The sequence below is a fragment of the Bacillus mycoides genome, assembly GCF_018742245.1.
GTDB lineage: Bacteria > Bacillota > Bacilli > Bacillales > Bacillaceae_G > Bacillus_A > Bacillus_A cereus_U.
In genome coordinates, this window is record NZ_CP036132.1 from 3,851,162 (window position 1) to 3,872,336 (window position 21,175).

The window sequence follows — 21,175 nt, forward strand, 5'->3', positions numbered from 1 at the left end:
ACAATGTTTCATCGTATTGAAGAAGCTCTAGAAGATTTAAAACAAGGAAAAGTCGTTATCGTATGTGATGATGAAAACCGAGAAAATGAAGGCGATTTTATTGCTTTAGCAGAGTACATTACACCAGAAACGATTAATTTTATGATTACACATGGTCGTGGTCTCGTTTGCGTACCGATTACGGAGCAATACGCAGAACGTCTACAGTTAGAACCAATGGTTTCTCATAATACCGATTCGCATCATACTGCTTTTACAGTAAGCATCGATCACGTTTCTACAACAACAGGCATTAGTGCTCATGAGCGTGCTACAACAATACAGGAATTATTAAATCCCGCATCTAAAGGAACTGATTTTAACCGCCCTGGACATATCTTTCCATTAATTGCGAAAGAAGGTGGCGTCCTTCGCCGCGCAGGTCATACAGAAGCTGCTGTTGATTTAGCAAAACTTTGCGGAGCTGAGCCAGCCGGCGTCATTTGCGAGATTATAAATGAAGATGGGACGATGGCACGTGTACCTGATTTAATACAGTGTGCAAAACAATTTGATATAAAAATGATTACAATTGAAGATTTAATTGCTTATCGCCGCCATCACGAAACACTTGTGACGAGAGAAGTGGAAATTACATTACCTACAGATTTCGGTACTTTTCATGCAATTGGCTATTCTAACTCATTAGATATGAAAGAACATATCGCGCTCGTAAAAGGTGATGTTTCAACAGGCGAACCTGTACTTGTACGCGTTCATTCAGAATGCTTGACAGGAGATGTATTTGGTTCGTGCCGCTGTGATTGCGGACCACAACTACATGCTGCACTTGCTCAAATTGAGCGTGAAGGAAAAGGTGTTCTTCTCTATATGAGACAAGAGGGACGCGGCATTGGCCTTCTTAATAAGCTTCGCGCTTATAAGTTACAAGAAGAAGGGTTCGATACTGTAGAAGCAAATGAAAAACTTGGGTTCCCAGCTGATCTTCGTGATTACGGTATTGGTGCTCAAATTTTAAAGGATTTAGGTTTACAAAGTTTACGATTATTAACGAATAATCCACGAAAAATTGCTGGCTTACAAGGTTACGATTTAGAAGTAACCGAGCGTGTACCGTTGCAAATGCCAGCAAAAGAAGAAAATAAAACGTATTTACAAACGAAAGTAAACAAATTAGGACATTTACTAAACTTATAATTAAGGGAGAGATACATTATGGTATTCGAAGGTCATTTAGTTGGTACAGGATTAAAAGTTGGGGTTGTTGTTGGACGTTTTAATGAGTTTATTACAAGTAAGTTACTTGGCGGAGCTTTAGATGGATTAAAGCGTCACGGTGTAGAAGAGAATGATATTGATGTTGCATGGGTTCCTGGTGCATTTGAAATTCCTTTAATCGCTAAAAAAATGGCAAATAATGGAAAATATGATGCTGTTATTACATTAGGTACAGTAATTCGCGGTGCTACAACGCATTACGATTACGTTTGTAATGAAGTAGCAAAAGGTGTTGCATCTTTATCACTACAAACGGATATTCCAGTTATTTTCGGTGTATTAACGACAGAAACAATTGAACAAGCGATTGAACGTGCAGGTACAAAAGCTGGCAATAAAGGCTATGAATCAGCAGTTGCTGCGATTGAAATGGCTCATTTATCAAAACAATGGGCTTAAAAAAAGAGGCTGCGGCCTCTTTTTTTTATTTTCTCACCTTTTTTCGTACATCTTCTATTAATTCATCCATCGTTTTTCCTTCTGTTTTTATACGAAGAGTTTGTGCTGTTCTCCACACATTTTCTCTCTTTTTCGCTTCTTCTATAATAGAAATTTCCTTCCTCACTTCTTTTAAATCCTTTCCTTCTGTTTCAAGTCCAAAATGTTCAGCTTTCGTTCGAAAATGCTGTTCAATTCTTTGTTGCATTTCTTTTTGTTCAGGATTTTCAGCCGCCTTAACTGGATCAGCACTTATCGCTTTTATTAAAATCAGACAAGTCATAATGGCTAATATGTATTTGTACATGTAAAATCCTCCAACCCGATATAAATTACATTTTTACTATGTACAATTAGAGCTTGGAAAATTCGTCCACAAAATTATTTTTCTCGTCCAAAAGTGACTACTATCAAGCGTTAATGGACTTTTATTACATTTTATTTACAAAAAAAAGCAAACCCTTTAAAGAGTTTGCTTTTCATCTATCTTATAGCGCACATTCTTCAATCTCAAATCCTAAATCTTCAATCATACCCCAGTCCGCAGTCGGCTCTTGTCCAGCTGTTGTTAAATAGTCCCCGACAAAGATAGAGTTTGCTGCAAATAAACCAAGTGGCTGTACAGAACGTAAATTAAGTTCTCGACCGCCTGAAATACGAATTTCTTTTGTTGGATTTACAAAACGCATCATCGCCAGCACTTTTAAACATTCTACAGGTGTTAATTCTTTTTGTCCTTCAAGCGGAGTACCCTTTACAGCAACAAGGAAATTACACGGAATAGAATCCGCATCTAAACGTTGTAATTCAAAGGCAATTTCAGCGCGCTGTTCAATCGTTTCTCCCATTCCGAAAATTGCTCCAGAGCATGGAGAAATACCGGCTTGCTTCGCTTTTTGGACTGTATCAACACGATCGTCATACGTATGCGTTGAACAAATGCTATCATAATTGTTGGCATGTGTATTTAAATTGTGGTTATAACGATGCACACCAGCTTCTGCTAACTGACCTGCTTGATCTTCATTTAAAAATCCTAAACAACAGCAAATTTTCAAATCTGTCGTTTCACGAATTTCCTTCACTGCTCCAATAACGTGATTTACTTCTTTATCCGTCGGACGACGACCAGATGCAACAATACAATATGTACCTGCTTTACGACGAATTGCTTCGTGCGCTCCTTCAACAATTTTCTCTTGTGTTAACCATGCATACTTATCAATCGGTGCCTCTGAAATAATAGACTGTGAACAATACCCGCAATCTTCAGGACATAATCCAGATTTCGTATTTATAATCATGTTCAACTTTACTTTCTTACCAAAATGATGATGGCGAATGATGTAAGCTGCATTCATAATTTCTAAAACCTCTGCATCATCAGCTTCTAATATTGCAATTGCATCTTCTTTCGTAATCATTTTCTCTTCTACTACGTCGTATGCAAGTTTTTTCCAATCCCTTTTTGTTTGTACTTGTTTCATTTCATCTCTTCCCCTCTTTTGTTATATACGTAAATAAAGCATGATATGTTGCTACTATCCCTTCTTTTTCCGTGAAGTCTCTTTCGTATATACGAAGCATCGTACGAAAGAGTGAAGGGCTTTGACAATAAGACTCTTCATTACTATTGGTCGCTCCTACTTTTCGAATAGAATGTAGGAATTCCCTAACTTCTGCAAATCTTTCTATGTAGCATGTTTCAGAAACATGCACATCCCCTGTTTCTATCTTGCATATATGAAGCAACTGATCTTTCGAATAAAAACGTTGACCAATCAAAGTTTCATTTTGAATGTTTTTTTCCTCTTTCGCTCGCTGAAACGAAGCATGGAGCTCTTGAAAAGTTTCTTGTCCAAAGGTGGAAAAGAGTACTATCCCATCTGTAGACAAATGATGAAATAAATTTCTTATCACTTGTTTTACATTGTTAAGCCATTGAAATGTGGCATTCGAAATAATAACATCATATGATTCTTCTAATCGTAATCGTTCAATATCCTCACAATGAAACGTCACATTTTCGGTATTTTGTCTAGTTTTTGCAATCGTAATCATACTTTCAGCAAAATCAACGGCTGTAATTTGTGCTTTTGGAAATAACTTTGATAATTGCTCTGTGACATAACCTGTCCCGCATCCAAGTTCTAAAATACGTATTGATGATGTTTCACTATATCGCCGCTTCAATATAGAAAGTAACGAATGTGCCATCTTTTTTTGTACATTTGCATATTGATCGTAAGATACGGCTGCCCCATTAAACCGTTTTTGTAGTAACGTTTTGTTGATCATGTCGTATCCCCTCTACAAATTGGATTATCTCATTCGCGCAATATTCGAAATTCGTTACACATAATGCATGACCAGCCCCGCTTACTACTTTTAGCGTAGCATTCGTATTCTCCGTCATATTATGAACTGCGGATAATGGACATATCACATCCTGTTCTCCATGAAGAAGTAACAACGGGACTTTGATATCTGTTAATTCGTTTCTCATATCTGTTTCTATTAAATAATCTAAGCCTAATTGTAAAGACTGAATCGAGTCCCCTTTAAAATTCAGCGCAATCTCTTTAAAACTCGTATTCTCCTTCAGCTCATTTTTTGTAAATATATTTTCATAGAAACGATTCAAAGTATCTTCTTTCTTTCTCGTTAAATTCTTTTTCATACGTTCTACATGCAAAGAATTCCATCCGCTTGTATAGTCGCTCGTATTTGTAAATTTAGCAGTACCACCAATTAGTACAATACCTTTCGCCTTAATCTTTTTATAAGCTTGAATTGCCGCTAATGCTCCTAATGACCATCCAACTAAAATTACATTTTCATCACGTGCTACCTCTATTATTCGTCCCGCAAATTCACTTTGTTCTTTCACATTACGCCAATCTAAACATTGAACAGGATAGTCTTTAAAATACGGAAGTACAAAAGTCCAAACATCTTCTTCCATTCCCCACCCAGGAATAAAAATAACCTTTAGCTCTTTCATACTAAAAACCCCTCTTCTTTACCGATGCGTATAATATGCTGAATGGCCCATTTTAAATCCGCCATTGTATGTTGTGACGTAACAGCAAAGCGAATTCGGGAACTACCAATCGGAACAGTTGGCGGACGAATTGCAATAGCTGCGATACCTATCTCTTGTAATTTTTCACTAAACCGTAAAGCATTTTCATTTGAACCGACTACAATTGGTACAATATGAGTTGAGCTATTCCCAATGTCAAAACCAGCTTCTTGTAAATGCGTCCTGAAATATGCACCATTCGCTATAAGGTTCTCTCTTCTTTCGTTATCTTCTTTTACAATCTCAATTGCTTTTTGCACTGCTCCTAATGCTCCTGGTGGTAAAGCTGTAGTAAAAACAAAGCTTCTCATCATATTTTGTAAGTACTCTATATAAATTGCATCACCTGTTAAATACGCACCATAACACCCTAAAGCCTTGCTAAACGTCCCCATATGTATATCGATTTTTTGAGCAAGATCTTTTTCTATATGAGATAATCCAGCTCCACCGATTCCATATATTCCACTCGCATGTGCTTCATCAACTATAATGATTGCCCCGTATTTCTCTTTCAGCTTCACTAAATCTCTCAAATATGCAGTATCACCATCCATACTAAAAACAGTATCAGTTACGATTAATTTCCTCTTTTCAGGTGACGCTACTTTCAACATCTTCTCTAAATGATCCAAATCATTATGACGATACCTTTTATGTTCTGCACCGCTTAATATAATTCCATCAACAATACTTGCGTGATTTAATTTATCACTAAAAACAATATCGTGACGACCAGCTAAAGAAGAGAGTACACCTACATTTGCTGTATACCCACTATTTACGATTAACGCTCTTTCAGTACCTTTCCAGTTGCATATACTTCTCTCAACCTCTTCATACAGTCGATAATTTCCTACAACGAGACGAGATGCTGTCGCTCCAGTTCCATATTTTCTTGTGCCAGCAATAGCAGCTTCTTTCAACCTTTCATCTCCAGCTAACCCTAAATAATTATTTGACGCTAAATTTAGCATCCTTTTCTCATTTCGAATAAGCCATGTCTCTTCCGCTTTCTCTGTCACATGCAAATTACGATACTGTCCTTGCTCTCTTAATTGTTCTATTTTAGATTGAAGATGCGCGCGCCACTTTTGATTCATTTTGGATGGACTCCTCTAATTTTGAAATCATAATATGTTCTTTTGCCGATTCCAATAATTCTTCCCTAGTAAATTCACCTTCAAGGAATGGTAATAAACCTAAAACCGGTACCCCGATCAACTCTTCAATCATTTCTTTGTTTTCTTGTACTCTTTCTTTTTCACATTCTTTACAACCAGACAAAATGACACCTGCTACTGTTAAGCCATGTGCCCTTGCATAAGAAATCGTTAAGACAGTATGATTCACTGTTCCTAGTGTAGGACGCGCTACTACAATAAGAGGAAGCTGTAATTCTTTTGCAAAATCGATTACTAAAGCATCTTCTGTATATGGGACTGCAAGCCCACCAGCCCCTTCTACAAATAGGCTATTAAACTCTTTTAGTAGTTCATTATAGTGATCAGTAATTTCTTTTAACGTTACTGTCCTTCCAGCTCTTTTCATAGCAAGTCTCGGAGCAAGTGCTTCTTCAATGGAATACGGACAAATTTTATTTTCTTTTGTCGGCACACCCGATATTGCTTTTAATCTTGCTGCATCTCCCTCAGGATTTGATGCAACATGTCCACTTTGCAACGGTTTATATACACCAACATTATATCCACGCTCTCGAAATATACCTGCCAATGCTCCTGTCACTACCGTTTTTCCAACTTCTGTATCCGTTGCTGTTATAAAGAAACCACTCATTACTCTTCCTCCGTAATATCCGAGATTGCTTTATATAAAATGCGTAACATCTCATCGATTTCAGCCATTGTAGACGCAAGAGGAGGCATAAATACAATGGTGTTACCAAGCGGGCGTAAAATCATGCCTAACTCTCTTGAGCGTTTACACACTTGAACACCGACTCTTTCTGTCCATTCAAACGATTCTTTCGTTTCCTTATTTTTCACAAGTTCAATACCAACCATTAGCCCGCATTGACGAATATCTCCTACGTGCTTATATTCATTAAGGGCTTCTAATTGTGTTGCTACATATTCTGTTTTATGCGCAACCTCTTCTATTAAATTAGTTTTTTCATATAGTTCTAAATTTGCAATTGCTACGGCACAACCTAACGGATTCCCTGTATAACTATGACCATGGAAAAATGTTTTTTGTTCTTCATAGTCTCCTAAAAAGGCATTGTAAATTTCATCTGTCGTTACCGTAATTGCCACCGGTAAATAACCACCTGTTAAGCCTTTTCCCGCAGTTAAAATGTCTGGCGTCACATCCTCGTGTTCACATGCAAACATTTTCCCAGTACGCCCAAATCCAGTCGCTACCTCATCTGTAATAAATAATACATTGTATTTTGTACATAAATCGCGAAGCCCTTTTAAGTATCCTTTTGGCATTGTAATCATCCCACCAGCACCTTGCATTAATGGCTCCACAATGATAGCTGCTACTTCTTCATGTTTTTCTTGCAGCAATTCTTCCATTTCTTCTAAATGTTTCTTTACAATTTGTTCCTTATTATCTCCATAAGGAGAACGATATGTATATGGATACGGCATTTTAATTGCCTCAAATAATAGTGAACTATACACTTGGTGAAACAAGTCTATTGCTCCTACTGAAACAGCACCTATTGTATCACCGTGATATGCTTCTTTTAATGTAACAAATCTTTGTTTTCTCGGTTTTCCTTTATGCTGCCAATATTGAAAAGCCATCTTAATTGCAATTTCAACAGCGGTAGAACCAGAGTCTGAATAAAATACTTTCTTCAAGCCTTCTGGTGCAACATCAATTATTTTTTCTGCTAATAAAATAGATGGAACGTTAGCAAGTCCTAACATAGTAGAATGAGCAATTTTATTTAATTGCTCACGAATTGCCTCATCTAGTTCCGGTACTTGATGCCCATGAACATTTAACCAAATAGACGAAACACCGTCCCAATATTCATTTCCATTTACGTCGTATAGCTTTCTTCCCTCTCCACGTTCAATAATGACAGGATCTTCTTCTAAATAATCTTTCATTTGTGTAAATGGGTGCCATACGTAATCTTTATTCTTCTTCGATAATTCTTCATATGTATAAGACGATTTTTCACTCGTGTTACTATTAACAGCCACAATTGTCACCCCTAATGTTAACTTGTTCATAAATATAGTTAACATTAAAACCAAATGACTGTCAATTATTTTTAAATCAAATAGTTCTTAAAAAAGAACAACTTATCCTACGATAAGTTGTTCTACTTTCCATGTTGTATCTTTCCAATTTCTAAAATAATCTCTTCATCTTTTTTTCCTTCTGTATCAATTCCAAGTTGCTTAGCATGCTCAATTAATAAATCATGGCGCTGCTCAAGCCTAGCGGTATCTACTTCTTTCGTAATCTCTTCTTTTGTTTTCCCTTCAGTAGAAACTCCTAGTTTTGCAGCTGATTTTTCCATCGATTTCTTCTCTTCAGTTTCTTTCACTTTCTTCACTTCTGACTGCTGTATTTGCTTTTGTTTCGACTGCTCTGATTCAGCTGCAAAAGCTGTGTAAATTCCAGCACTTCCGCCAACGACTAGTAAGGTGGTAAAAAGAATTATTTTTTTCTTCACTCTTTCCTCCCCTTTCAAATTCATTATAACGCACATTTTTACAGTATAAAAAACATTTCTCCTTTATTCCCCTAAAAAAATATCGAATATTTTTATTGACATGTATGATGAATATATGATAAAAATTTAACTAACATCATATGAATCGGCGTTGATAGGATTTAGTAGTATTTCGTTTTCTGATTTCAGAGAGCTGGTGGTCGGTGCGAACCAGTACAGAGCGATTTATGAATTACCCCCTGGAGCTTCTTTTACGAAACGTGAGGAGTAGTGAAAGACGGTTTAGACCGTTATGTCTAAAGAGTGGTGAAACGACACTGTTTCACAATTTAGGGTGGTACCGCGAATTTTTCGTCCCTGCATATATTGCAGGGGCGTTTTTATTTTATTAGCGCATATCATATGGCCCTTTATTTTGTGATACATTCCTTTCACAAGCTAGGGTGGTACCGCGATTTCTTCGTCCCTGCATAATTATATGCAGGGGCGTTTTTTTATCCAATTATTTCCGTATCATATAGAAGTGTCAACATTTACCGGTAATTTGTCACAAAATTCTAAATTTTACAAGGGAATATACAGTATTGGCGAATTTTATATAAAAAAGAGCTATTTTAGATTAATTAGGAGGGAAAAACAATGGTTTCAAAAATTGAATCTATTCTTTTAACATTTTTTATCTTTTTCTGTATTGGCTTTAGTGTTATTCAATTAGAAGTTTCACCACATATCCCAATTTTATTCGGCATCGTTATTTTATTAGCGTTTGGATTTATGAAAAAAATCTCTTGGTCTACTATGGAAAAAGGGATGATAAGTAGTATTTCAGCTGGTATTCCATCTATTTTTATTTTCTTACTTGTAGGAGTATTAATTAGTGTTTGGATCGCAGCTGGAACAATTCCAACTTTAATGGTATACGGATTCCAACTTGTATCTCCAAAAATTTTCGTTCCTACTGTTTTTGTTGTTTGTGCAATTGTTGGAACAAGTATCGGTAGTGCATTTACAACTGCAGCAACAGTAGGGCTTGCCTTTATGGGAATGGGTAGTGCTCTCGGATACGATCCAGCTCTTATTGCTGGTGCAATTATTTCGGGTGCATTCTTTGGGGATAAAATGTCTCCTTTATCTGATACAACAAACTTAGCTCCAGCTGTAACTGGTGTAGATTTATTTGAACATATTCGCAACATGCTTTGGACAACAGTCCCTGCTTTCATTATTGCTTTTATCGCATTTTTCATTTTAGGAAGCGGCACTAGAGGAGACGTTGATTTCACAAACTTTATTAGTACGTTAGAAAAAAATGCAACGATTTCTATCGTTACACTTATTCCGATTTTATTACTGTTCCTATTCGCATTTAAGAAAGTACCCGCAGTTCCAACATTACTTGCAGGAATCGTAGTAGGGATCATCATTCTCTTTATTTTTAACCCTAGTACTTCTTTAGCTGATTTAATGAAAATTATGCAAGATGGTTACGTTTCTAAAACTGGTATAAAAGATATTGATAGCTTATTATCTCGCGGTGGTTTACAAAGTATGATGATGTCAATTGCTCTTATTTTCCTAGCTCTTTGTATGGGTGGTTTACTACAAGGAATGGGCATTATCACGCAACTGATGAATATCATCTCTAGCTTTGTAAAAACAAGTACACGCTTAATCATCTCTACCGCTTTCACTGCAATTGGTGTAAACTTCTTACTTGGCGAACAATACTTATCAATCGTTTTAACAGGACAAGCATTCGCTAACAAATACGATGAAGTCGGTTTAGAACGTCGTAATTTATCACGAGTATTAGAAGATGCTGGTACAGTAATTAATCCGCTCGTACCATGGGGGGTAAGCGGCGTATTCTTAACAAACGTCCTTAGCGTTCCAACATTCGATTATGTTCCATACGCAATCTTCTGTTTAGCTTGTCCAGTCTTAACAATTATTGTTGGTTTCACTGGATTTGGTCTTTCATGGAAGAAGGAAAAAACAGTACCAGTTTCATAATATATACGTAAAAAAAGGATTACCGATTACGGTAATCCTTTTTTTACAATGCTTTACTATCTATTTGCTTTCTTTTTTCTAAATAACATAAGTAATCCCGCTCCAACAAACGCCAGACCAGCTCCAATTGTAGAAGCAACACTCGCACCTGTTTTCGGTAAATCACGTTCCTCTTTATTTTCACTTACAGTTGTTGTTTCTTTTGTATTTTGATTATCCGTTGTAGTTTGTCCAGATCCTGCGTTGTTTCCATCTTGTTTTGGTTCATTTCCATTATTACCTTCATCTGTTGGCGGTGTCGTTGGATTCTCTCCATTATTGCCATCACCTGTTGGTGGTGTCGTTGGATTCTCTCCATTATTGCCATCACCTGTTGGCGGTGTCGTTGGATTCTCTCCATTATTGCCATCACCTGTTGGCGGCGTCGTTGGATTTTCTCCATTACCACCATTATCTGTTGGTGGTGTCGTTGGATTTTCTCCACCAGTTTCCTTATCGCCGTCGCTCTTCTTCGTTATATCAATTGCATATTTAGCAAATTCATTTTCAGATGGTCCAACATATGATATTTTTCCATCTTTCTTTATATGCTTTTGTGCATTTGGTGAAGAGTCAAATGTTGTATTTAATTTATCTGCAACAATTGGTTTAAATGTCCAATTTTGATCAGCTGCTGGATCAATAACTGGTGTTTCTTGCATATACTTCACAATAATTTGACGTGTTTCATCTTGCGATTGGTATACAACTTCGCCTTTACTTACACCAGGGAACGTTTGGCTACTTCCACGATAGTTATTTGTAGCTACAATGAACTCTTGATTGTCCGCTACAGGCTTACCTTCATACGTCATATTTACAATACGATTCGTATTTTCATTTACAACTTTGCCATCTTTATCGTATTTCGCTGGTTGCGTTACGTCAATTTCATATTTTAAGCCATCTAAAACATCAAAATTATATGTAGGATAACCTATATTTACTAGTGGCTGTTCTTCTGTTTTCTTTGAATCAATTTGATTAAATTGACCTGCAGACATTTCAAGCCATTCTTTCACTTGTGCCCCACTTACTTTTACAGCATATAACGTATTTGGATATACATATAAATCCGCTACGTTTTTAATTGCTAACGTCCCTGCTGGAATATCCGTATAATATGTAGCACCGTTTCGGCCACCTGCTTTAAATGGTGCTCCTGCAGATAAAACCGGAATACCTTTAAACTTTTCGTACTCTGGTTTTTTAAGTTCTTCTTCTACGTACCATTTTTGCGCATTCGTCACAAGTTGTACAGAAGGATCATCTTGTACTAGTGAAAAATAACTATTAATTGGTGCTGTCGTTTTACCTACAGGTGTATTTACATATTCGATTGTCTTTTCATGCTCATCTTTAATCTCATTAACTAATGTTTGATCAGGTCCTACATTACCTTCATTATTAACAATCGGACGAAGTTGTGGCTTCGATTGCTCTTTTTGCACTTCCCATTTTCCGTTTACCTTTTTCAATTGCATATCAATAATACCTAAATTACTTCCAAACACACCAGGCATTACAACTGGAACTCCATTAAATATATCCTTCATTTCAGTATGTGAATGTCCCATTAATACTGCATCTACATTTTCAACTTCTGTTAAATAAAACGATGCGTTTTCCATTCCAGCGATACGCCCACTCTTATCAACACCTGAATGAGCTAGTGCAACGATAACATCCGCACCTTTTGCTTTCATTTCTGGAACTAACTTTTCCGCTGTTTGAACAATATCTTTCACTTTTACTTCTCCTGCTAAATTCGCTTTATCCCAGTTCATAACTTGAGGCGGAACAAATCCCATTACACCAATTTTCACTGTTTGTTTTTGGCCTGCTTCATCCACTACTTCTTTCTCTAAAATATGATATGGTTCATCAAAGTAATGCTCATCATTCTCTTCAATACCATCATGATCATCTTTATAAACATTTGAGTTAATAACAGGGAACTTAGTTTTTTTAATCACTGACTTTAAATAATCTAAACCGTAGTTAAATTCATGATTCCCAAGAGAGATGACGTCATACTTCATTAAATTCATTACACGATATAATGGATGGGTATAACTAGGATCCACAGGCTTCTCCAGATCCTTTATTTTATTCGCCACATAATCCCCAAGCGGCGTTCCTTGTAATGCATCCCCATCATCAAATAGAACCGAGTTCTTTACCTCTCCACGCGCTTTATTAACAAGCGTTGCAGTTTGCACGAGACCTACTTTATTATCTGTTTTCGTTTGATAATAATCGTAATTCATTAAGTTAACGTGAATATCTGATGTTTCTAGAATTCGTAACTTAACTGTACTCTCCCCAGCTTTTTCCTCTGCATGAGCTGTTGTCGGCAATACTTGCGGCGCTATAACACCTATAGCAAGTGTTGCTCCAGCTAGCATTTTTTTTGACTTTTTCACAAAAAATCCCCCTTATACAATTACCAGAAATAATGAAATGAATCCCTATCTGCCTCTAACCACATACCTTTTTTCTTCTATTAGAGACACGATTTTCATTTCATCCTGCGCTAACGAGTAGTCCCCTTAAACGCCCGATTGATGAAAACTAACAATTAACGGGAAATAAAGCTCCCACTAAGCAGAATTTCACCTTATCTGACATTATCATATATAAAGTTCTTTCATATCGTCAATATTTTTTGACAAACTTCTACAAATTTTCTGTAAAGTTATTGTAAACTTTTCATAAATATATAATATGCCCTTACATTGCTTATACTGCTGAATATGATACAATTACCAATTACAAGGAGGATGAATTTATGAAAAAAGTCATCTTAACAATTGTTTGTCTCCTCCTTCTAATCATTTCTTGTTCTAATTTTGAAAAGAACGATGAGATAGAACAAAAAGAAACTGAAGGAAAAGCAGAAAAAACATCTGCTCCGAGTTGGATTGATAAGCAAACGAACGACTCCTTTTATCACCTCGTATTAGGTGATTCACTTGCAAAAGGATATGGATCTACACAAGGGGGATTTGCCGAATTAGCTTCTAGACAATTAGAAGGACAAATTCATAAACCAATTACGGTAGAAAACCTCGGTGCAAATGGTCTCACTACAGATCGTCTCGTTAAGAAAGTCCAGTCAGAAGAAGTTCAACAAAAAATTAGGGAAGCAAATATCATTACTATTAGTATTGGAGGAAATAATTTATTCCGCTTAAATCGTGATGTAGGTGTTATAGATGGTATTAAAATGTTAAATAAAGAAAAAGCCCGTTTTGAAACGGATGTAAAAAATATTGTAAAGACCGTTCGAGATCAAAATCCGAATGCTTTACTCATTCTCTCTGAACTCTATAACCCTTTACAACTAGATGACTCCATCGCAAGTTATGCAGATATGTTTTTAGACGGTTGGAATGATTCTATTTATTCTATTTCAAAAGCACATCAACCGTCGATCGTTTTACCAATTCGCAAATTAATTTCGAATGATAAAAAAGAGTTACTATTTGACCAAGTACACCCAAATGATAACGGTTATGCGATTATTGCCAATACATTTACAAAGCAAGTGTTATCCTACAAATATTAAGGCTTCCATGAAACAATTCTATTTTTATACCTTGTCTTTTTTGTTACAATGATAGTGGAAGGGGGCCGTTATATGGAATCACGCGAGTGGGAACGTATTGTTGATCATCTTCTTTCGCTAGTGCCTCTTTTTTATCGCAAATTTATGCTTCCTGGAGAGTTTTCTTCTCAAAGACATATGCCGCCATCACATACGCAAGTATTACTGCTTTTGCATGAAAATGGTACATTAGCAGTTTCAGAAATTGGCAAGCGGCTAGCGATTTCACGGCCTAACATGACCCCTCTATTAAACAAACTTATTCAAGAAGAACTAATAGAGCGTCATTATAGCGAAAAAGATCGACGGGTCATTTTAATTTCCCTAACAACTGAAGGGAAATTGCTAGTAAATCAGTATCAGCAATTCATTTTAGACAAACTAAAAGAAAATTTTCAAACATTATCTGAGGAAGAGCGTGAAAAGCTCATTCATTCTCTTAAAACCATTCAAAATTTAATTTTGAAAACAAACGCATAAAGCTGCTTCTAAATAGAAGCAGCTTTATGATTCATAATAATTACCATAGTATACATTTGAATATGGCCATGTCATTAAATACGGCTTTTGTTCTTGAACCGGTTGCTGCTGAGGCTGTTGTATTTGCTGTATTTGTTGCTGTGGATACACTCCGAATTGCTGCCTCATATCATTTACAGCATAATAATTTGTATACGGATATACTTGAGGTACGTAATAATAATACATTCATTCTCTCCCCCTTTTTCTTAAACATATTCAAAGGAGAAAATGAATGTTACATTCTTTATATTTGTACAAGTGGTTCTCTCACTTGTTTCTTTCTTTTCTTCAAACGTAACTTACGATTCTTTTCATATAAATAATGCACTACGAAATATGAAATTACCCCAAACACAATTCCTATTATCGTCATACCAATTAATACATATACTTCACTCTGTAATAAGCTCTTTAACATCGTAAAAATATGGCTCGAAAACAAATCTGATATCGTAAATGGTTCATGATGTATTTTCTGTACATGAAATGGATAAATCATTTTCCCTAATGCATAAGCAAACGGAAATAAAAATACTGGGAGAAACGATATTTTCCCAATAATATTACCAATGACTGCGGCTGGAAAAGATCCCTTTGCTAACCTGACAATTGGATAAAATATTAAATATACGAGCGATGCCGTATAAATCACCAACATTTCTAAACCAAATCCAATAGCAAAACCTAACGACACTTTCTTTGCTCCTTCTGGTGATCGAAGCAACTTAAAATATTGAAACTTTAATATTCTCCACATTCGCTGAAAAAACGAATATGTTTTCTTAGTTGTTTTCAAATTCATCATCTCTTTAACTATATTTTTTTATCTAGTATGTCCTTACATGATATGAAAAATAAAATTAGTTTTCTCTTTTTATTATAAATGATATAGAGATAATTAACTAAATATACATCAGACATTTCAACATAAAAAAACCTCCCTTTTAGGAAGGCTCCTCTATATTTTTAAACAAACTCACCAATAAAGCTTTTTGCGCATGCAACCTGTTACCAGCTTGCTCAAAAACGATAGACTGTGGCCCATCTATAATCTCTCCAGTTACTTCTTCTTCACGATGAGCAGGCAAACAGTGCAGGAAACGATATGTTTGCTTTGCATGTATAACAAGCTCTTTATTTACTTGGAAAGGCTGGAATAAAGTATATTTCTCTGCTTCTCCTTCTTGGCCCATACTCATCCAAACGTCAGTATAAATAAAATCCGCTCCACTTACCGCTAATTCAGGATTATGCAAAATCTCAATTTCAGCCCCTGTTTCATCTGCAATCGCTAACGCTTTTTTAACAATTTCTTCATTCGGTTCATACCCTATGGGAGTCGCAACAGTCATATTCATTCCGACTTTTGCACTTGCTAGCAATAGTGAATGACATACATTATTTCCATCACCTACGTAAGCTAATTTAATTCCTTTAAACGTATGAACTTCTTCATATATCGTCATTAAATCTGCCAATGCTTGGCAAGGGTGATGATCATCAGTTAAACCGTTAATAACTGGGATACTGGACTCTTTTGCAAGCTCTTCTACATCTGCATGCGAGAATGTACGTATCATAATTCCATCAATATAATGAGATAGTACTTTCGCAGTATCTGAAACCGTTTCTCCTCTGCCAATTTGCATCTCTTTTCCACTTAAAAACATTCCATGTCCTCCGAGCTGTACCATCCCTGCTTCAAAAGAAACGCGAGTACGAGTTGAATGTTTATCAAAAATGAGACCTAATATTTTCCCTTGTAATAAAGGCTCCTGCTTGTTCTTTTTTAAATATATAGCGAACTCAATTAAAGAAATGATTTCTTCTTGCGTCAATTCTTCTAACGTTAAAAGATCTTTCGTATTTAATTTCGGTACTTGTACAGTTGACATGAAATTTCCCCCTTATATTATTGATGCATTTTTTGTACAAACCACTTCTTTTATCATATATACTGCCTGTTCTAGCTCTTCATTCGTTACAATAAGTGGTGGTAATAGTCTTATAACATTAGGTCCTGCTTGTAATACGAGAAGTCCTGCTTTTTCTAGTTGTTCTATGAAATTTGCAACCTCATGCTTACATTCGATTCCAATCATAAGTCCCTTACCACGAATATTTTGAACACATTCAACGTGTCGTAATTCTTCTTGCAATTTCTTTAATACGTACTCGCCCTTTTCCTGTACCTCTTTAAAAAACGATTGTTCCTTAATGCATTGCAATACTTCTTTCGCGGCAGTCATAGCGATATAATTCCCACCGAAAGTTGAACCGTGTGACCCTGCAGTAAAAGAAGAACCTAGTTCTTTCCGGCCAATCATCGCTCCAACTGGAATACCATTCCCAAGCGCCTTTGCGATGGTAACGATATCAGGCCCTATTCCCATTTGCTCATAAGCGAATAGTGTTCCTGTTCTGCCTATTCCAGTTTGTATTTCATCTATAATAAAAAGAGCATTGTACTCATTACATAGTTTTTCAATTTTCTTCAAAAAGGATGGATCAGCTAATATTACTCCTCCTTCTCCTTGAACAACTTCTACCATTACCGCCGCAACTTCTTCATTCATTACTTCCTCTAATGCTTGTATATCGTTAAATGGTGTATGTAAAAAAGACGGAAGTAATGGACCGAACCCTTCTTTCACTTTATCTTGCCCTGTTGCACTCATCGTTCCAAATGTTCTCCCGTGAAAAGATTGCTCACATGTTACTACGAGAGATTTTCCAGTATGCTTACGTGCTAGCTTTAAAGCCGCTTCATTTGCCTCCGCCCCGCTATTACAAAAAAACACATAATCTAATGCTGTATCTTCTGTTAATAACGATGCGACCTCTTCTTGTAAGGAGTTCGTAAACAAGTTAGATATATGCCATATGCTTCCAAGTTGCTTTTCTACTGCCTTTACAACAGTAGGATGACAATGTCCTAAGTTACATACGCCAATCCCCGACGTAAAATCTAAGTATTGTGTACCATTTTTATCAATGACTGTTGTTCCATTCCCCTTTACAAACTCAATAGTTCTCCTGCCATACGTTTGAAAAAGATGGCTTGTCATAGAATACTCACTCCTTTCGTTACCGTGGTTCCAATACACTTTCCTGTGACCCCGGCAAAATCCTTTGTACCATTTACGATACTAACCTTTTTCACTCCCATTTTTAACGATGTAAGTGCCGCCTGTACTTTCGGAATCATCCCACCTGTAATGACACCTTGTTCTATAAAAGTAAGAATTTCATATTCATCCATTTTCTTTACCAATCTTCCTTCGTGTAATACTCCATCTACGTCCGTTATAAAAAGGAGTTCTTTTGCGGATAGTGTGGCTGCAATTCCAGCTGCAGCAGTATCTGCATTAATGTTATAAACTTCATTACCATTTATCCCGATTGGAGCAATCACAGGAATATAATTCATATCTATCAATCCTTTTAATAAGGCTGTTTCTACATAACTTACTTCTCCTACATATCCTATCTCTTCACCAACAGGTTGAACTTGAAGTAAATTACCGTCACATCCTGAAAGCCCCACCGCAAGTAAATTATGTTTTTGTAAATTCATTACGATTTTTTTATTCGTACTTCCGCATAGCACCATTTGAACAACATCCATAACCTCTTTCGGCGTTACTCGTAATCCATCTTTCTTTTCTATCTTGATATTAGCGTCTTCTAACTTGGCATCAATTTCTGGGCCACCGCCATGGACAATAACAACCTTATACTTATTTTGCAATTTCTTTATGCAATCAAAAAACACACTATTTAATCGATTCAACATGCTACCGCCACATTTAACTACAATATAATCGCTCATCTTCTCTCTCCTTATGTACGATAACAAGCATTTATTTTCACATATTCATAACTTAAGTCGCAGCCCCAAGCTGATCCCGTTTCATCTCCTAAATGTAAACACGCATCAATTTTTATTTCATGTTCTTGTAATTTCTTTTTCATTTCCTCTTCGGAAAACATTTGAGGCTCACTATTTTTTAATACGGCGATAGATTGAAGAGTGATATCAATTGTATTTGGGTTAATAGTTACTTCACTCTGTCCAATACTACTAATAATTCGTCCCCAATTTGGATCCTCACCATATATCGCTGTTTTCACAAGACTTGAACCGACTATTTGTTTTGCAATTTTCTTTGCTTCTTCATTTGTTCTAGCCCCTAACACGTTTACTTCTATTAACTTCGTAGCACCTTCACCATCTTGTGCAATTTTTTTCGCTAAATCTTCACATACCTTTTGTAAAGCAAATACAAAAGTTTCCCAATCCTTATGTTCCATATCCATCGTTTTCGTTTCTGATAATCCACTTGCCATAACGATAACCATATCATTTGTAGACGTATCTCCGTCCACCGTAATTTGATTAAACGTATGATTCGTAATTTTTGATAATGCTGTTTGCAGTATTTCATGCTCTATATTTGCGTCTGTTGTAATAAAACTAAGCATCGTTGCCATATTCGGGTGGATCATCCCTGAACCTTTTGCGACCCCAGCAATGGTCACTTCTTTCCCATCAATTATCATCTCATAGCAAGTTTCTTTCGTTATGAGGTCTGTCGTTAAAATTGCTTCACAAAAAGAATGAGCTTCACTTACTTCCTTTGTTGGCACAAGAGATTCAATTCCCTTTCGAATGATATCCATCGGTAAAGGGACTCCAATTACACCTGTTGAAGCGACTGCGACGTACTTTTCTTTTACTCCAAAGTGTTCCGCTACTAATGTTCGCATCTCATAAGCATCTTGCAATCCTTTCATGCCCGTACAAGCATTTGCATTTCCGCTATTTACAACAATTGCTTGTAATTTCCCTTCTGCTGCTATGCTATCCTTCGTTACTTGCAACGGTGCTGCTTGTATTTGATTTGTTGTATACACAGCGGCACATGATGCTGGCACCTCACAAACGATTGCACCCACATCCTTTTTCACCTTTTTCAGACCATTTGCAGTACCGATTGCCGAAAAGCCTTTCGGCGTAACAATTGAACCATTTGCTAATTTTGTAATAGACGATGTTTTAATCATAATTTCCCCCTTATGGATAAAGCGGCATATGCTGTAAACCCGTTGTCTCTTCTAGTCCCGCTAATAAATTTGCATTTTGAACTGCTTGCCCTGCTGCGCCTTTCATCATATTGTCTATCACAGAAACTACTGTAATTCTTTCTGTTCTTTCATCGTAAGCCATCCCAATATCACAATAATTTGAGCCTCTTACTTCTTTCGGACTCGGAAATTCTCCTTGAGAACGAATTCGAACGAAAGCTGAGTTGTGATACGTTTCTTCATACAACGTTTGAAGTTGCTGCATTTTGATTTCTTGTTTTACTTTCGCATAGAGTGTAACCATAATCCCTCTTGATATCGGTATTAAATGTGTACTAAATGTGATTGGCTTCGCTTTATCATTCCACTCTACAAGCATTTGCTCAATCTCAGGAACGTGCTGATGCTGATTTACTTTATAAATGTGAAGGTTATCATATAGCTCTGGAAAATGAGTCATTGTTGTTGGAGTTTTGCCTGCTCCAGATACACCTGACTTTGCATCAATGATAATCGAATCTTCATCAATCATTCCGCTACGTACTAACGGCGCTATCGCTAATAATGCAGCTGTCGCAAAACATCCTGGGTTTGCAATTAAATCTGCATTTTGAATCTCGGACCTTTTCCATTCGCTTAACCCATAAACTGCTTTCTTAAGAATTTCTTCTTGTGCAGCTGGCCTTTTATACCATAGTTCATATGACGAAGGGTCGATCATACGATAGTCTCCAGATAGGTCAATTACCTTTAAACCTACTGCTAATAATTTTGGAGTTAACTCTGCCGATACTCCTGCTGGGGTCGCTAAAAATACGATTTTCGCTTCCTTCTCCATTGCCTTTACATCAATTTCTTGTAATGTATGTACGAGAACATTTCGAAAATGCGGGTATACATTTGTTATACACTCGCCAACTTGCGAAAAAGAATGGAGAGATGCTATCGAAAAATACGGATGTTGCTCTAATAACCGAATTAACTCAATTCCTCCATATCCAGTTGCTCCAATAATTGCGACTTTCATAAGCTCCTCCTCATATCGATTCTTTAAGTTAAGTATGATTATAGTATTGTATATTTATAGAGTCAATTAAATATTTATAAAATTTTCAAAACTTAAAAATCTTAATTTTACTGGAAAAATAATATACACAATCGAATTTTTATGCAAAAACAATGTATAGTAGTATTTCCATTTCACTTCAAGTACAATAAAACAATACATTTATACATACAGGCGGGGAAAAACATGAATGAAAAATTAATTGAGAAAATGATTATAAAAAGTTTTCGGCAATATCAATGTAATCCTGTTTCAAAAGAGGATCAGGAAATGCTAATTAAACATATTCAAATGATAATTCATTCAAATACTGAAATTGATGTATACGAGGCTGTTGAGGATATCGTTTACGATTATGTGACTGGAAAATAA

22 protein-coding genes and 1 other annotated feature are annotated in these 21,175 nt (G+C 36.3%); of the genes, 6 read left to right on the plus strand and 16 right to left on the minus strand.

The window, feature by feature from the left end; all coding sequences use genetic code 11:
* Window positions 1–3: 3 nt before the first annotated feature.
* A complete protein-coding gene (gene ribBA, locus EXW56_RS19640; protein WP_215557440.1) occupies window positions 4–1,197 on the plus strand; it encodes a bifunctional 3,4-dihydroxy-2-butanone-4-phosphate synthase/GTP cyclohydrolase II in 1,194 nt (397 codons plus the stop codon).
* Window positions 1,198–1,215: 18 nt separating this feature from the next.
* Complete coding sequence (gene ribH, locus EXW56_RS19645) at window positions 1,216–1,677, plus strand: 6,7-dimethyl-8-ribityllumazine synthase (RefSeq protein ID WP_215596871.1); 462 nt, start codon at window positions 1,216–1,218, stop codon at window positions 1,675–1,677.
* Between the two features lie 25 nt (window positions 1,678–1,702).
* Here the strand turns inward: ribH and EXW56_RS19650 are convergent, their stop codons facing one another.
* The 8 genes from EXW56_RS19650 to EXW56_RS19685 form a co-directional block, all read right to left on the minus strand.
* Entirely contained in the window at window positions 1,703–2,023 is a 321-nt protein-coding gene (locus tag EXW56_RS19650; protein ID WP_002111666.1) for a hypothetical protein, read from the minus strand.
* A 181-nt stretch (window positions 2,024–2,204) separates the two neighbouring features.
* Entirely contained in the window at window positions 2,205–3,203 is a 999-nt protein-coding gene (bioB, locus tag EXW56_RS19655; protein ID WP_002111668.1) for a biotin synthase, read from the minus strand.
* 1 nt (window position 3,204) lies between these two features.
* Entirely contained in the window at window positions 3,205–4,014 is an 810-nt protein-coding gene (gene bioC / locus EXW56_RS19660; protein ID WP_078172857.1) for a malonyl-ACP O-methyltransferase BioC, read from the minus strand.
* On the minus strand, window positions 3,980–4,720 hold the full coding sequence (locus EXW56_RS19665; protein ID WP_002199419.1) for an alpha/beta fold hydrolase: 741 nt from the start codon (window positions 4,718–4,720) through the stop codon (window positions 3,980–3,982). The genes bioC and EXW56_RS19665 overlap by 35 nt, the downstream gene beginning before the upstream one ends.
* A complete protein-coding gene (gene bioF / locus EXW56_RS19670; protein ID WP_215596872.1) occupies window positions 4,717–5,904 on the minus strand; it encodes an 8-amino-7-oxononanoate synthase in 1,188 nt (395 codons plus the stop codon). Before bioF ends, EXW56_RS19665 begins: the two co-directional genes overlap by 4 nt.
* Window positions 5,870–6,598: a dethiobiotin synthase gene (gene bioD / locus EXW56_RS19675; protein ID WP_215596873.1), complete on the minus strand. Its 729-nt coding sequence runs from the start codon at window positions 6,596–6,598 to the stop codon at window positions 5,870–5,872. The genes bioF and bioD overlap by 35 nt, the downstream gene beginning before the upstream one ends.
* The gene (bioA, locus tag EXW56_RS19680; protein WP_215596874.1) at window positions 6,598–8,031 is read right to left on the minus strand and encodes an adenosylmethionine--8-amino-7-oxononanoate transaminase; all 1,434 of its coding nucleotides are present in this window, start codon (window positions 8,029–8,031) and stop codon (window positions 6,598–6,600) included. Before bioA ends, bioD begins: the two co-directional genes overlap by 1 nt.
* A 77-nt stretch (window positions 8,032–8,108) precedes the next feature.
* Window positions 8,109–8,465 carry a hypothetical protein gene (locus tag EXW56_RS19685; RefSeq protein WP_215596875.1) on the minus strand — a complete coding sequence of 119 codons (357 nt, stop codon included), beginning with the start codon at window positions 8,463–8,465 and terminating at the stop codon, window positions 8,109–8,111.
* Between the two features lie 142 nt (window positions 8,466–8,607).
* Window positions 8,608–8,827, plus strand: a binding site (T-box leader).
* Window positions 8,828–9,104: 277 nt separating this feature from the next.
* Here EXW56_RS19685 and nhaC point away from each other — a divergent pair.
* On the plus strand, window positions 9,105–10,478 hold the full coding sequence (gene nhaC / locus EXW56_RS19690; RefSeq protein WP_215557445.1) for a Na+/H+ antiporter NhaC: 1,374 nt from the start codon (window positions 9,105–9,107) through the stop codon (window positions 10,476–10,478).
* Between the two features lie 56 nt (window positions 10,479–10,534).
* Here the strand turns inward: nhaC and cpdB are convergent, their stop codons facing one another.
* Window positions 10,535–12,943, minus strand: coding sequence for a bifunctional 2',3'-cyclic-nucleotide 2'-phosphodiesterase/3'-nucleotidase (gene cpdB / locus EXW56_RS19695; RefSeq protein ID WP_215596876.1), 2,409 nt, complete (start codon window positions 12,941–12,943; stop codon window positions 10,535–10,537).
* A 365-nt stretch (window positions 12,944–13,308) separates the two neighbouring features.
* Here cpdB and EXW56_RS19700 point away from each other — a divergent pair, with 365 nt between their 5' ends.
* Together EXW56_RS19700 and EXW56_RS19705 are read left to right on the plus strand one after the other, a co-directional pair.
* The gene (locus EXW56_RS19700; protein ID WP_215596877.1) at window positions 13,309–14,088 is read left to right on the plus strand and encodes a GDSL-type esterase/lipase family protein; all 780 of its coding nucleotides are present in this window, start codon (window positions 13,309–13,311) and stop codon (window positions 14,086–14,088) included.
* A gap of 72 nt (window positions 14,089–14,160) precedes the next feature.
* Window positions 14,161–14,607: a MarR family winged helix-turn-helix transcriptional regulator gene (locus EXW56_RS19705; protein WP_002111682.1), complete on the plus strand. Its 447-nt coding sequence runs from the start codon at window positions 14,161–14,163 to the stop codon at window positions 14,605–14,607.
* A gap of 24 nt (window positions 14,608–14,631) precedes the next feature.
* On the opposite strand, the gene EXW56_RS19710 is transcribed toward EXW56_RS19705, so the two are convergent.
* The 7 genes from EXW56_RS19710 to argC form a co-directional block, all read right to left on the minus strand.
* On the minus strand, window positions 14,632–14,835 hold the full coding sequence (locus tag EXW56_RS19710) for a hypothetical protein (RefSeq protein WP_002111683.1): 204 nt from the start codon (window positions 14,833–14,835) through the stop codon (window positions 14,632–14,634).
* Window positions 14,836–14,893: 58 nt separating this feature from the next.
* Window positions 14,894–15,445, minus strand: coding sequence for a DUF2062 domain-containing protein (locus EXW56_RS19715; protein WP_002088510.1), 552 nt, complete (start codon window positions 15,443–15,445; stop codon window positions 14,894–14,896).
* 148 nt (window positions 15,446–15,593) lie between these two features.
* A complete protein-coding gene (gene argF / locus EXW56_RS19720; RefSeq protein WP_002111686.1) occupies window positions 15,594–16,544 on the minus strand; it encodes an ornithine carbamoyltransferase in 951 nt (316 codons plus the stop codon).
* Between the two features lie 12 nt (window positions 16,545–16,556).
* The gene (locus tag EXW56_RS19725; RefSeq protein ID WP_215596878.1) at window positions 16,557–17,717 is read right to left on the minus strand and encodes an acetylornithine transaminase; all 1,161 of its coding nucleotides are present in this window, start codon (window positions 17,715–17,717) and stop codon (window positions 16,557–16,559) included.
* A complete protein-coding gene (gene argB / locus EXW56_RS19730; protein ID WP_215596879.1) occupies window positions 17,714–18,481 on the minus strand; it encodes an acetylglutamate kinase in 768 nt (255 codons plus the stop codon). Before argB ends, EXW56_RS19725 begins: the two co-directional genes overlap by 4 nt.
* An 11-nt stretch (window positions 18,482–18,492) precedes the next feature.
* Entirely contained in the window at window positions 18,493–19,716 is a 1,224-nt protein-coding gene (gene argJ / locus EXW56_RS19735; protein WP_002199409.1) for a bifunctional glutamate N-acetyltransferase/amino-acid acetyltransferase ArgJ, read from the minus strand.
* Window positions 19,717–19,726: 10 nt separating this feature from the next.
* Window positions 19,727–20,764 (minus strand): N-acetyl-gamma-glutamyl-phosphate reductase, encoded by a 1,038-nt coding sequence (gene argC / locus EXW56_RS19740; protein WP_215596880.1) that lies wholly within the window; start codon window positions 20,762–20,764, stop codon window positions 19,727–19,729.
* Between the two features lie 225 nt (window positions 20,765–20,989).
* Between argC and EXW56_RS19745 the strand changes: the two genes are divergently transcribed.
* The gene (locus EXW56_RS19745; protein ID WP_002160569.1) at window positions 20,990–21,175 is read left to right on the plus strand and encodes a YqzH family protein; all 186 of its coding nucleotides are present in this window, start codon (window positions 20,990–20,992) and stop codon (window positions 21,173–21,175) included.